The following is a 12,709-nucleotide window of genomic DNA, read 5'->3' on the forward strand; positions in this document are numbered from 1 at the left end:
TCTGCCCGGCCGGCTCACTCGCCGCCGAGGTGCAGCGCCCACGGGGAGCTGTAGATGGCGACCGAGGTCGTGATCCCGGTGAGGTCGTTCGAGAGATAGGTGAGGTGGTGGGCGCCGGCGAGCGTCACCTGCAGCTGGTCGGCGGCGAAGATCTCCTGCGCCTTCACGAAGGCGTCGGCGGCGGCGACCGGATCGACGGAGGTGCGCGCGGCCTGCAGGTCGGCGGTCACCTCGTCGTTCGAGTATCCCGACCAGTTGAAGATGCCGCCCAGCTCGGCCGGCAGCATGAAGAGCTGCGGGTAGCCCAGCACGCCCGGCACCTCGAGATAGCCGACGGTCGAGACGAAGTCGACCCCGGCGCGCAGCTCCGGCGAGTAGAACAGGGCGCCGAAGTCGGCGGGCTGCCGCTCGTCGATCGTGATGGTGAGGCCGATGTCCTTCGCGGCGCTCTGCACGATGGCGGCGGTCTGCGAGAACTCCTTCGCCCCCGCGGGGATCGCCAGCACCAGGGGTACGGAGGTGTCGATGCCGGACTCGGCGATCAGCTCCTTCGCCCGGTCGAGGTCGACCTCGGGTTCCGGCAGGGCGTCGTAGGCGTCCTGATAGATGTCTTTCGCCTCCATACCGCCGAAGACGAAGGGCGGCACGATCGTCTTCTGCACCTCGCCGAGCCCTTGGAGGACGGTGTCGATGTACACCTGACGATCGATCGCGAGGCTCAGCGCCTGCCGCACCCGGGGGTCGGCCGCGGCGCCCTCGGCGGAGGTCGGACCGAAGCTGTACGAGGCTGTGGACGGCCCGACGATCAGCCGTCCTTCGCCGCCCTCAGCCTCGAAGCTCTGGCGGGAGCCCGGCGGCACGTTGAACGCACCGTCGATCTCGCCCGCCGTCAGGGCGGAGGTGAGGGTCGCGCCGTCGGTCACGAAGACGAAGCGGATGCGCTCGGTGAGCGGTGCGCCGCCCCAGTAGTCGGGGTTGGCGACGACCGAGATCTCGGTTCCCGGCTTCCAGTCCTCGAGCCGGTACGGTCCGGCGCACAGCAGTCCGCCTCCGGATGTGCCGAGCTCCTGGCCGGCGGCCTCGCCGAACGTCTGGCTCATCACGGCACCGCCGCCGCCGCCGAGGGCGTCGCGGAAGGTGGAGTCGGGTGCGGTGAAGTGCACGAGCACCGTGTCGGCGTCGGTCGCCTCGATGCTCGAGATGAGGGCGAAGGCGGCGTACCACTGCGAGGCGGGGGTGCGGTTGCGCTCGAGGCTGTAGGCGACGTCGGATGCCGTGACCGGCGTGCCGTCCCAGAAGGAGACGCCGTCGCGGACCGTGATCTCGAAGGTCAGCGGATCGATCCACTCGGCGGTCTCGGCGATTCCCGCCTCGAGCGAGAAGTCGGGCTCGACGGTGAGCAGGCTGTCGCAGAGGTTCGGGATGATCACGTTGGCCGAGGATGCCGGATCCAGCGTCTGCGGCTCACCCTCGACGACGGCCCAGGTGACCTCGTCGACGGGGGTGGTCGCCGCCGGAAGGGCGGTCACGAGCGACGTCGGATCGACCTCGTCGGCGGTGTCGTTCGTGCTGGTGCGCGGGGCGCAGGCGGTGGCGGCGAGAACGGTCGCGGTCGCCAGGGCGGCGACGGCGGTGAGCCGGCGTCGGGTGGTGCGGGTCATGTCGGGGTCCTCTCGGGTGCGTGCAACGGAGGTGGTGCGGCGGTGCGGAGGTGGTGCGGGTCGTACGGGTCTTGAGGGATGTGGCGGTCAGCGGACGACGTAGATGCGGATGCAGATCTGCTCGTCCTCATCGCGGGCCAGGCCGATGAACTGATTGCGGCTGAGCCAGCTGTGGGCCGGAGCATCCGTCTGGAACACGGGGGCCGTGCGGAAGTACGGCTCTCCGTCGCCCTCGTCGCGGTAGTAGCCGCGGTTGAGGATGTCGATCGCCGAGCCGTCCTCTGCTCGGAGCAGGTACCGCGCCTCGAGCTGGAAGGTGCCGTCGCGCTCGACGGACCAGTCGCCCCCGCCGGGCAGCACGACGCCGCGGAGCAGGGGGCCGTCGACCGTGCCCCCGGTGATGGGGGTGAAGGCGAGCACCTCGTGGGGTCCGCGTCCGAGATGGATGTCGGTGTCGACGTCGACGCGGATCTCGAAGGCGTATTCGAGGACCGGCTCCGGCAGGCCGGATGCCGAGGCGGTGGGGTCGGTCATGACAGGTCTCCTTCGAGGACGGGCAGGCGGAGGGCGAGGCCGAGCGGCCCGCCGAGGGTCAGATGCTGCCGGTTGACGGCGGTGGGGCCGCCGGCCCACGGGTCGGCACCCGTGCCGGTCTGCGGCAGGAACTCGGGGTAGTCGCTGCTCGACACGTGCAGACGCAGGCGGTGGCCGGCGGGCACGCGGTAGCCGATCTGTCCGAGGTCGATGTCGAGTTCGGCGGGCTCCATGGCGTCGGCCACCTGCCGCTGACCGCGGGCGATCCGCAGCGCCGTGCCGTCGGGGGCGACGTCGAGCAGGCGCAGGAAGACGTCCATCACAGGGCCGTCGGAGCGAACGCGCACAGCTGCTCGCACGGGGCCGGCGAGATCGACGTCGCCGTCGAGCGGTGCGGTGCTGAAGACGAGCACGTCGTCGCGGTCGCCGAGCGGCGCCTCGTCGGGAAGCTCCAGCAGGAAGGAGAACGCGTCCGCCGCGCTCGACGGTACGAGGTCCGTCGGATCGTGCGACCAGCCGATCTCGGTCGACGCCGAGGCATCGGCATCCGTCGTCAGTCCGCCGTCGGCGGTCGCCCGCAGCTCGACGGAGCGGACGCCGGCGGGCGGCCAGGTCGACGCGACGCGGTTCTCCGTCGTGTTCGCGAGGTTCCAGTGCACCGGGGGGATATCGGCGGGGGAGCCGTTGCCGCGCAGGTACACCTCGAAGAAGTCGAGAGCGGGGTCGAGCGTCCGCGGCAGGAGCGCGCGTACCTGCTCCTCGGTGCGCTCGGCGACCCGGTCCTCGTCCGCGGAGAGCAGTTCGTAGCCCTCGTGGTCGATCGACTCGATGCGCAGGTGGTGGTGCGCGGCCCAGGACGGATGCCTCTCGATCTCGGCGACGTCGGCCCACGACAGGGGGGCGCAGTTGTCCCACCACCCGATCGTGTGCAGCACGGGGATGGAACGCGCCGCGAAGGGCGTGCCCAGCGGGAAGCGGGGGAGGTGCACGGGCCGCGGGTACCACTGGTCGTAGGAGATCGAGCGTTCGCCGGCGGCGGCGAGGAAGTCCTCGACCTGGGCGGCGAAGTCGCGGCGCGACCAGTCGGGCTCCCAGAGGAAGGTGTCGTTGCCGTGGAAGTGGCTGACCGGATACAGGTAGGTGATCGCCCATTCCACGTTCGAGACGCGCTCGCCCGCATGACGGCGCACCGGCTCGCCCAGGCCCGTGCCCGTCACCCGCGGCGCGATCGCCTTGAGTGCGGGGTGGCCGCTCGCCGCCGCGGCCCACTGCGTGTACCCGTAGTAGCTGTCGCCCCACATCACGACGCGGCCGTTCGACCACGGCTGCTGCACGATCCAGTCGAGCGTGTCCTCGCCGTCGCGCACCTCGTTCACGAAGAGCAGCGCCTCGCCCTCGGAGCGGAACTTCCCCCGCACGTCCTGCGCCACCACGCGGTATCCGTGGGCGAGGAAGTACTCCGCGATGAGCGGGATGTACGTGTAGGCGCCGCTCTTGTCGTAGGGGAGTCGGATGAGGACGGTGTCACCCGCCTCGGTCTCGGCGTCCGGCAGGTAGACGTCGGCGGCGAGCATCACGCCGTCGCGCATGCGAACGCGGGCGGGGCGGGCGAGATCGCTCTCGGGTGCCGCCGTGATGCGGAGGTAGTCCGTCATGTCTCTCCTTCAGAGCCGATCCGCGGTGCGGGTGAACACAACGTATGAGCGTCTGGGTTAATAGTCAAGTCCGACTAGACTAGAAACTTGATAACGATTCGGATATCCTGCTCGAGGCAGGGAGGGGGACCCATGGCACGTCCTACGGTCGCGGCGGAGCGTCGCGAGCAGATCATCGACGCCACATTGCAGACGGTCGCGCAGCACGGCATCGCCGGCACGTCGCTCGATCGCATCGCCGAAGCCGTCGGCATGTCCCGCGGGCACGTGCGGCATTTCGTGGGCAACCGCGATCAGCTGCTCGTGGAGACCGCGCGCCGCGTGTTCTCCGACGAGGCCGGCCGACTGACGATCCTGCCCGACGAGGTGATCACGTTCACCCAGGCGCTCGACTTCCTCTTCGGCGAGGACTTCACGCGCTCCGACGCGGAGAACGCCGTCGTCCTCGGCTTCGTGGAGCTGTCGCGCACGACGCCCGCCATCGCCGAGATCCTGGCCGAGGCGTACGCGAGCACGCGCAGGACGCTCGCCGCCTTCGCCGTCACCGCCTATCCCGAGGCGGATGCGGAGACCTGCGAGTTCGTGGCCGACGCGACGCTGTCGGCCGCTCTCGGCAACGTGTTCATGGGCGACTTCGATCCCGACGAGGTGCGCACGGCACGCGTCCGCCGGGCCGTGGAGAAGCTCCTCGCGGCGATCTGATCGGCTGCCGGGCCAGCCCGGGCCCGCGCCTCAGGCGATGTAGATCTTGCGCAGTGTCTCGGTCACGGTCCAGACCGTGCGCTGGCCCTCGGCGAGACGCACGACCGACCCGGGCCCGATCTCGAGGTCGGGCAGCGCCGGATCGTCGAACGCGATCGCGGCGCTTCCGGAGATCACGACGAAGACCTCGTCCGCTTCGACGTCGGATGCCGTGCCCGGCGTCATCTCCCAGATGCCGATCTCGGTGTCGCCCAGGGTCGCCAGCGCGGCGCTCGCCGCGGTCGGCGCCCCGTCGCGCACCTCGTCCGACGGAAGCGGGGTGTGGACGAGCAGCAGAGCCGCGGCATCCACTCCCGTCCCCGGAGCGAGGGTGCCGCCGTCGTCGCGCGCGCTCACGAGTCGAAGCCCATGCCGACGGCATCCAGCGTCTTGAGGAACAGGTTGCGCTTGCCCTCGTTGTGATCGGCCTGGTTCATCGCGGCGCGCACGAGGTTGACGCCGATCGAGGCGGCGGGCTCGGGCGGGAAGGGGATGGGCTTCTCGCGCACCATCTGGAGTTCGGTGCGCTCCGTCTTCTCGCCCGACAGCTTGTCGAGCATGACGTCGGCGGCGAAGCGGGCGGCACCCACTCCGAGTCCGGTGAAGCCGGTCGCATAGGCGACGCGTCCGCGACGGGCGGTGCCGAAGAACGCGCAGAAGCGGCTCGACGAGTCGATCGCGCCGGCCCACCGGTGCGTGAACCTCAGGCCCTCCAGCTGCGGGAACGTCGTGAAGAAGTGCGAGGCGAGCTTGCGGTGGCTCTCCATGCGATCCTCGTACTCCGGGCGCACCTTGCCGCCGTAGTGGTAGATCGCGTCGTAGCCGCCGAACAGGATGCGGTTGTCGGCGGTGAGCCGGTAGTAGTGGAACTGGTTCGCGCTGTCGGCGAGGCCCTGGCGGTTCGACCAGCCGATCGAGGCCAGCTGCTCGGTCGACAGCGGCTCGGTCATCAGCACGTAGTCGTACACCGGCACGGTCATCAGACGGTTGCGCTTGAGGAGCGAGGGGAAGACGTTCGTGCCGAGCGCCACGGCATCCGCCGTCACCCGGCCGCCGGGCGTCACCAGCGTGATCGGTCCCGATCCGTCGCCTTCGACGCGGCGCACCAGGCTGTGCTCGTAGATCTCGACGCCGAGCTCCGCCGCGACGCGGGCCAGCTCGAGGCCGAGCTTCGCGGGGTGCACCATCGCGCAGCCCTCGCGCTCCCAGGAGCCGGCGAGGAAGGTGTCGGAGTGCACCTCGGCCTGCACGGCCTCCTGGTCGAGGAAGCCCGGCTCGTCGCGGTACCACTCGACCTGGTGCGGCTCGACGGCCACCGCGAGCTGTCCGGTGCGCTCGAAGTCGGCCTTCATGTCGTACCGGGCGATCGTCTGCTCGATGCCGTCGAGGTTCTCGAGCCCCAGCTCTTCGAGCCGGTCGATCTCGTCGGGCCAACGGGTCAGTCCGTTCTCGTGGCCGTGCGTGAGGCTCGCCTCGCAGAACCCGCCGTTCCGTCCGGATGCCGCCCACGCGATGCGCGACGCCTCCAGCAGCACGACGCGGCGCTCGGGGTCGCGCTCCTTGGCGCGGACCGCGGTCCACAGTCCGGTGTACCCGCCGCCGACGATGGCGAGGTCGGCCGTGACGTGCCCGGTGAGGGACGGATGCTCGGGGCGCGGCACGTCGTCGAGCCAGAAGACGCCGAGCGCGGTGTCGCGCAGCGAGGCCTCGACGGCGATGGGGGCGGGCAGGCGGCGTTCGAAGACGGTGGTTCCCATGATCACTCCTGGTTTCCGTTTTTCCGTGGCGGGCGGGTGCGCGTCAGCGCGTGCCCCAGTTGTAGAGGTCCTTGTAGAGGCCCGCGTAGAGCAGGCTCTCGGTGTGCGCGACGCCCGGGATCGTGCGGATGCGCGTCGCGATGAGGTCGATGAGGTGCTCGTCGTCCTCGCACACGGCCTCGACGAGGATGTCGAAGGTGCCGAGGGTGACGACGACGTAGGCCAGCTCGCGGACCTTGGTGAGCTCCTGTGCGATCTCGCGCGGATCGCCCGTGACGCGGATGCCGATCATCGACATGCGGTGGAAGCCCAGCTGCATCGGGTCGGTCACTGCGACGATCTGGATGACGCCCGCCTCGGTCATCCGCTGTACGCGCTGACGGGCGGCGGCTTCGCTGAGCCCGACCTCGCGGCCGATCTCGGCGTAGGGGCGGCGGCCGTCCTCCTGGAGGAGTTCGACGATCCGCTTCGAGATGTCGTCCAGGGTGGGCTGTGGAGGCTTCGTGCTCATGGGTCGATATTGTCAGGCTGGATGGTCATGCGCAACTGATTCAGTCGTTTCAATGGATACTGACCTTCCGATTCCGTGGTTGAAGCGCTACGCTGACGCCATGCTCAGTGAACTCCTGAACGGCTCCGCGACGCTCCAGAACTTCATCGGAGGGCGCTACGTGCCCGCCGCAGGCGTCGGACGGATGCCGCTCCTCGACCCGGCCACCGAAGACACCTACGGCGAGATCCCGCTCTCGGATGCCGGCGACGTGGATGCGGCCTATGCCGCGGCATCCGCTGCCTTCCCGATCTGGCGTGCCACGACGCCGGCCGACCGGCAGCTCGCGCTGTTCCGCATCGCCGACGAGATGGAGGCGCGCGCCGAGGAGTTCGCCGACCTCGAGTCGCAGGACACCGGCAAGCCGCGTGCGAGCCTGGTCGCCGACGAGATCATGCAGTCGATCGACCAGCTGCGCTTCTTCGCGGGTGCTGCCCGCAGCCTCGAGGGCCGTGCCGCGGGGGAGTACCTCGCCGGGCACACGTCGTTCGTGCGGCGCGAGCCGGTCGGCGTGATCGGACAGGTGACGCCGTGGAACTATCCGCTGAACATGGCGGTGTGGAAGATCGCGCCCGCGCTCGCCGCCGGCAACACGGTCGTGCTGAAGCCGGCCGAGTCGACGCCGCTCACGACGCTGCTGCTGGCCGAGATCGTCGCGCTGCACACCCCTGCCGGAGTGCTCAACGTCGTGCTCGGCGCTCGTGACACCGGTGTCGCGCTGGTCGAGCATCCGGTGCCGCAGATGGTCGCGATCACGGGATCGGTGCGGGCCGGCATGGCGGTGGCGCGGTCGGCGGCGAACGACGTCAAGCGCGTGCACCTCGAGCTCGGCGGCAAGGCGCCGGCGATCGTGTTCCCCGACGCGTCGATCGAGAAGGCGGCCGCCGGGATCGTGAACGCCGCGTTCTTCAACGCCGGGCAGGACTGCACCGCGGCGACCCGGGTGCTCGTGCACGCGTCGATCCACGACGAGTTCGTCGCGGCGCTCGTGGAGAGTGCGCGCTCGTCTGCGCGTACCGGCGGACCTGCCGAGGAGGGCGTGCTCTACGGCCCGCTGAGCAGTGCGGCGCAGCTCGCGCAGGTGACGGGTTTCGTCGAGCGGCTGCCCGCGCACGCGACCATCGAGACCGGTGGGCGTCGTCAGGGCGACCGGGGCTACTTCTTCGAGGCGACGATCGTGTCGGGCCTGCGTCAGGAAGACGAGGCGGTGCAGGGCGAGATCTTCGGCCCGGTGCTCACCGTTCAGGCGTTCGAGTCGGAGGCGGAGGCGCTCGCGATGGCGAACGACGTGCCCTATGCGCTGGCCTCATCGGTGTGGACGACCGATCATGCGCGAGCGATGCGGTTCTCGCGCGACCTCGACTTCGGCTGCGTATGGATCAACACGCACATCCCCTTCGTGTCGGACATGCCGCACGGCGGGTTCAAGCACTCCGGCTACGGGAAGGACCTCTCGCAGTACGGCTTCGACGACTACACCCGCATCAAGCACGTGATGACCGCGCTGGACTGATGCCGTGCGCGGTATCCGGGTCAGGTCACGTTCTGCGCGAGCCAGGGCCGGGGGTCCACGGGGACCGTGTTGATGTGCACCTCGAAGTGCAAGCACGAGCCGAACACGTATCCGGTCGATCCGACGTCGCCGATGTACTGGCCCGCCTCGACGCAGTCGCCGACCTCGACCGCGCGACTCCCGTACGTCATGTGGGAGTAGACGGTGCTCACGGCCTTCCCGTCGACGATGCTCTCGATCTGGATCGTCACGCCGTAGCCCTGGTAGCTCTCGGTCGACCGGGAGACGCAGCCCTTCATGGCCGCATTGATCGGCGTGCCGACGGGTGCGGCGAAGTCCTGGCCGAGATGGGACCGCCCGGGTCGCGAGGCGCCGAAGCCATCGGTGAACGAGTACGTCCCCTCGGCCATCGGCATCACGATGCGATCGGCGAGCGGGATGTCGATCGCGCTGCTGAGCGGCATGCCGGCGGCGACCGCGGCAGCGACAGCACGGGAGCGCGTCTCCTTGATCTCCTCGGGCGTCGTCGCCGCGAAAGCCCCGCGCGGGGCGATCTCGGCGCGGATCTCATCCGTCGCCGTATATGCCTGAGAGTCGGCGTCTGCCGTGGTGGAGACGGCCGCGGCTGCGCTGGCTGCGGCGGTCTGATCGCTCAGCGGGTTGAGCCCGGGAAAAGCCGCGCCGGTCATCATCACGCCGATGGCGAGCGTGGCACCGAGCGTCTTGACCTTCGCCCAGTGGCGCTTCGTCCGGCGGGACTGAGCCCGGGAGAGCGGTGCGACCGGCCGCGTCGTCTTCGAGGTCGGCCGGGGTGTGATCGTCGGGGGTCGCTGCGGCGACCGCGGTGCTGACGTCGGTGCGTCAGGGTCGGACGCAGGGGCGTCCGCTCGGCGCGGGCTCTGCGGACTCACGGATGCGGAACGCCGAAGATCACGGCGCAACAGCGGGCGTTGCGAGTCAGAGGTGTCTTTTGCGGGTTCCGAGGCACCCTGAGCGGGCTCGGTGGGCAGGGAGTTCGTGACGGGTCCTTCCGGAGGCGGGTGTGCGTGGCGGTCGATCCCCCCGGATGCCACCGTTACCGATTCGTAATTTATGCGCTGGGTCGCGCGGGGTCAAATCGAGCGCGAGACGGGCCTCAGCCGGCGAGCGCCTTGACCCGCCGGTGCTCCTTCAGCGTGAGGTTCGGCCGTTCGTCGACCTTCGTCGCCCCGTCGAGCTCCCAGCCTCGGCGGGCGTAGAAGGCGTCGGCGCGGTCGTTGCCGTCGAGCACCCACAGGTAGGCGCGGGTGTGTCCGGCATCCGCGATGCGTTGCTCAGCGGCTTCCAGGAGGGCGCGGCCGACGCCGGTGGACCACGCGTCGGGATCGGCGTAGATGCCGTAGACCTCTCCGTCGGCAGCGCCGTCTTCGTCACGACCTGAGCCGAACGACGCCCAGCCGAGGATCGCTCCGTCACGGACCGCGACCAGGATGCCGAGGCCGGTGGGAAGTGGTGTGGCGATGAACCCGCGCCAGCTGGCCGCGCGGTCCGGGATCGACAGCCCGTCCAGGACATCCTGATCGATGAGCCCGCGATATGCCGCGCGCCACGAGCGCACGTGGATGGAGGCGACCTGGTCGGCGTCGTCGACCCGGCCGTCGCGGACTTCGATGGCTGTCATCGAGCCAGCCTAGTGAGGGCGCGGGAGTGTGGACGAGTCGGGTTTTATCGCGTTCTGTGCAGGGAGGGTGGTGATCTCAAGAGTATCGAAATATTTCTCTGAACTGCGGATTATCGGGTCTGAATGTCGGTGGCCCTCCGTTGAATGGAGGTATGAACAGCACCGCAGGCATCTTCGATCAGGTCGTCTCCGACCTTCGTGAGCTGTTGCGTGCGGACTCGATCCGGCTGTCGACGGATGCCGAGAAGATGGACCTCCTGCGGGCCGCGGGTGAGGCGCAGCGGCTGGTCGATGCGCTGATCGTGGAGACGGTCGCGTCGGCGCACTCGGACTTCCCTCGCGGGTTCGGATGCGTGTCGATGAACGAGCAGCTGCAGCGGGTGCTGCGCACCGATGCGACAGGCGCCGGCCGCGTGGTACGGGCGGCGAAGATCGTGCACCGGGACACGGAGTTGACCTCGGGCGCACCGCTGCCCGCCTGGTGGCCGCAGCTGCGCGATGCGCTGCTCGACGGGGTCGTCGGCATCGCGGGGCTGCTGGCGGCGACCGGGCCGATCGATCAGGCCGGGAGGCGGATCAGTCCGGAGGACCGGCTGCAGGCGGATGCCGCGCTGGCGGCGTATGCGCGCGGGCTCGCCGACGAGGGTGCGGCTGCCGGTCTTGATACGGATCTGGGTGCTGATGCGGACGAGGGTGCAGAGGCGGACGAGGGCGCAGATGTCGCGCCTCCGGCGACGCCGGAAGACCTGCGGTTCCGGGCGCAGCTGATCGTGGCGTACCTCGACCCGGACGGCGCGAAGCCCGCGGAGGATGTCGCCATGCGCACACGCGGTGTGACCCTCGGGCGGGAGAAGGACGGCGTGATCCCGATCCGGGGTCATCTGCTTCCGGAGCTCGCCGGGCAGATGAAGGCCGGATGGGACGCCTACCTGAATCCGAAGGTGGACGGTCCGCCGATGCCGGGGGTGGCGTTCCGCCCCACCGAAGACTATGAGGGATCGGCATCCGGCCCCTCGTCCATGGATGACGAGCCGGGTGATGATTCGTCTCTGCCGCCCGGTGACTCGAGCGGCATGGTCGACACCCGCACGAGGGCTCAGAAGCAGCACGACGCGCTCGCCGCGATGCTCGGCATCGCCGCCCGACACGACGAGATGCCAAGACTCGGCGGTGCCGCTCCCACCCTGCTCGTGACAGTCACCGCCGAGGACTACGCGACCGGCCGGGGGTGGGCCCACGTCGCGGGCATCGACACCCCGGTCTCCGTAGACGTCGCGCGGCACACGGCCTGCGGCGGCAACGTGCAGCGGGTGCTGTTCGACCCGGAGGGCCGCATCATCGGCATCGGAGCGACCGATCGGATCTTCACCGTCCACCAACGCCGCGCCATCATGCAGCGCGACAGGGAGTGCCTGATCCCCGGCTGCCACGTGCCCGCGTCGTGGTGTGAGATCCATCACGTGACCGAGCACGCGAGGGGCGGCCCGACCCACACCGACAACGGCGTCACCCTGTGCTGGCATCACCATCGCACCCTCGACGATTCCGGGTGGGAGATCCGCATGCAGAACGGGGTCCCGCAGGTGCGCGGCCCGGGCTGGTGGGATCCCCACCGACGCTGGCGCACGCCCGGGCACATCCTCGCCAGCGTCCGCCGCCGGGCGGGATGAGCGGCGTGCGGGATGAGCGCCTGTGTCTACGGCGTGAGCGCCGCGATCCATGGGTGCCCTGGGTGCGCTGTCTCCAAGGCGGCCCGAAGCCAGCGGGCAGCTCCCTCTTCCAGCAGAGGGTTCGCAGTCTCGAAGTCCTGCTGATCCTCCGGGCGCAGACCGCGGGCCTTGTGCAGCAGTTGAACCTCCGGACGCAGATACCGCACTCCTTCGTATTCCCAGAGGATGCTGCCGAAGGGAAGGGTGATCCGCGGATCGCGCTTGTATGTCCAGAGTTCCTCCGTGGCATCCATGAGGATGACGTCGTACTCCCACGGATCCGCGCCGCTCCTGCGCAACCACAGATTGCTGCACGTCGGCGAGATCGCCGGATCGTCACCGACCAACGGCGTCAACGTGCCCCGGTCTGCGGCCCAGACGTCCCACTCGCCCTCGAGATGATCGAGCAGAGTTGCTGCATCTGCACGCGGGACGCTCGGGTCGATGTCGCCGTGCGGGCGAGCGACTCCGGTGAACGCCTCGACGGCCCAACCACCGGCGATCCACCAGCGGTGCGCATAACCGTCGAACAGCGCGACGACATCTGCCGGACCTCGCGAACGCCATGGCCCATAGAGACGCACGATCTCCTCATGATCCATGACCCCACCGTACGTTCTCGGGTGCTCTCCGGCCGTCGAATCCGAGTTCCTGCGCCCCATCGACGGGTGCAACCCGATGTGGCATAGTGGGCGGGACGCCGACCCAGGGATGACATGTCGAGACCACTCGCGGGACCGCAGAGCCTGCTTCGAACTCTCAACGGCCGCGCGATCCTCGAGGCACTCGCGCGCAGCGGGCCGCAGACCCGCGCCGAGCTGATGGCCACCACCGGACTCTCCCGCACCGCCGTGACGCAGGTGCTGCGCATGCTCGACGCTGCCGGAGCCGTCGCCGCCGCGGGTGTCGACCGCGACACCCGCGGACCC

General features: G+C 69.7%; 13 protein-coding genes. 4 read left to right on the plus strand and 9 right to left on the minus strand.

Annotated elements, in window-relative coordinates:
- Window positions 1-14: 14 nt before the first annotated feature.
- From DW306_RS19975 to DW306_RS19985, 3 genes are all read right to left on the minus strand, one after another.
- Window positions 15-1,661 (minus strand): ABC transporter substrate-binding protein, encoded by a 1,647-nt coding sequence (locus DW306_RS19975; RefSeq protein WP_136057328.1) that lies wholly within the window; start codon window positions 1,659-1,661, stop codon window positions 15-17.
- 87 nt (window positions 1,662-1,748) lie between these two features.
- Window positions 1,749-2,195 carry a DUF3237 domain-containing protein gene (locus DW306_RS19980; protein WP_136057329.1) on the minus strand — a complete coding sequence of 149 codons (447 nt, stop codon included), beginning with the start codon at window positions 2,193-2,195 and terminating at the stop codon, window positions 1,749-1,751.
- Entirely contained in the window at window positions 2,192-3,850 is a 1,659-nt protein-coding gene (locus tag DW306_RS19985; RefSeq protein ID WP_136057330.1) for a CocE/NonD family hydrolase, read from the minus strand. The genes DW306_RS19980 and DW306_RS19985 overlap by 4 nt, the downstream gene beginning before the upstream one ends.
- Window positions 3,851-3,982: 132 nt before the next feature.
- On the opposite strand from DW306_RS19985, the gene DW306_RS19990 reads away from it, so the two are divergent.
- On the plus strand, window positions 3,983-4,552 hold the full coding sequence (locus DW306_RS19990; RefSeq protein ID WP_136057331.1) for a TetR family transcriptional regulator: 570 nt from the start codon (window positions 3,983-3,985) through the stop codon (window positions 4,550-4,552).
- Between the two features lie 30 nt (window positions 4,553-4,582).
- On the opposite strand, the gene DW306_RS19995 is transcribed toward DW306_RS19990, so the two are convergent.
- The 3 genes from DW306_RS19995 to DW306_RS20005 are packed head-to-tail and all read right to left on the minus strand — an operon-like array spanning window position 4,583 to window position 6,859.
- Window positions 4,583-4,948, minus strand: a complete 366-nt coding sequence (locus tag DW306_RS19995; protein ID WP_136057332.1) for a cupin domain-containing protein — start codon at window positions 4,946-4,948, stop codon at window positions 4,583-4,585.
- The gene (locus DW306_RS20000; protein WP_136057333.1) at window positions 4,945-6,348 is read right to left on the minus strand and encodes an FAD-dependent oxidoreductase; all 1,404 of its coding nucleotides are present in this window, start codon (window positions 6,346-6,348) and stop codon (window positions 4,945-4,947) included. Before DW306_RS20000 ends, DW306_RS19995 begins: the two co-directional genes overlap by 4 nt.
- A gap of 43 nt (window positions 6,349-6,391) precedes the next feature.
- Window positions 6,392-6,859 (minus strand): Lrp/AsnC family transcriptional regulator, encoded by a 468-nt coding sequence (locus tag DW306_RS20005; RefSeq protein ID WP_136057334.1) that lies wholly within the window; start codon window positions 6,857-6,859, stop codon window positions 6,392-6,394.
- Window positions 6,860-6,959: 100 nt separating this feature from the next.
- Here DW306_RS20005 and DW306_RS20010 point away from each other — a divergent pair, with 100 nt between their 5' ends.
- The gene (locus DW306_RS20010) at window positions 6,960-8,411 is read left to right on the plus strand and encodes a gamma-aminobutyraldehyde dehydrogenase (RefSeq protein WP_136057335.1); all 1,452 of its coding nucleotides are present in this window, start codon (window positions 6,960-6,962) and stop codon (window positions 8,409-8,411) included.
- A gap of 20 nt (window positions 8,412-8,431) precedes the next feature.
- On the opposite strand, the gene DW306_RS20015 is transcribed toward DW306_RS20010, so the two are convergent.
- Together DW306_RS20015 and DW306_RS20020 are read right to left on the minus strand one after the other, a co-directional pair.
- On the minus strand, window positions 8,432-9,322 hold the full coding sequence (locus tag DW306_RS20015) for a M23 family metallopeptidase (protein WP_240747288.1): 891 nt from the start codon (window positions 9,320-9,322) through the stop codon (window positions 8,432-8,434).
- 224 nt (window positions 9,323-9,546) lie between these two features.
- Window positions 9,547-10,071, minus strand: a complete 525-nt coding sequence (locus DW306_RS20020) for a GNAT family N-acetyltransferase (RefSeq protein WP_136057336.1) — start codon at window positions 10,069-10,071, stop codon at window positions 9,547-9,549.
- Window positions 10,072-10,223: 152 nt separating this feature from the next.
- Between DW306_RS20020 and DW306_RS20025 the strand changes: the two genes are divergently transcribed.
- Window positions 10,224-11,741, plus strand: a complete 1,518-nt coding sequence (locus DW306_RS20025) for an HNH endonuclease signature motif containing protein (protein ID WP_136057337.1) — start codon at window positions 10,224-10,226, stop codon at window positions 11,739-11,741.
- A gap of 26 nt (window positions 11,742-11,767) precedes the next feature.
- Here the strand turns inward: DW306_RS20025 and DW306_RS20030 are convergent, their stop codons facing one another.
- Complete coding sequence (locus DW306_RS20030) at window positions 11,768-12,382, minus strand: hypothetical protein (protein ID WP_240747289.1); 615 nt, start codon at window positions 12,380-12,382, stop codon at window positions 11,768-11,770.
- Window positions 12,383-12,496: 114 nt separating this feature from the next.
- Between DW306_RS20030 and DW306_RS20035 the strand changes: the two genes are divergently transcribed.
- Window positions 12,497-12,709 (plus strand): winged helix-turn-helix domain-containing protein (locus tag DW306_RS20035; RefSeq protein ID WP_136057338.1); only part of this gene is annotated, 213 nt, incomplete at its 3' end.

This window comes from Microbacterium sp. K24 (assembly GCF_004794465.1).
Lineage (GTDB): Bacteria > Actinomycetota > Actinomycetes > Actinomycetales > Microbacteriaceae > Microbacterium.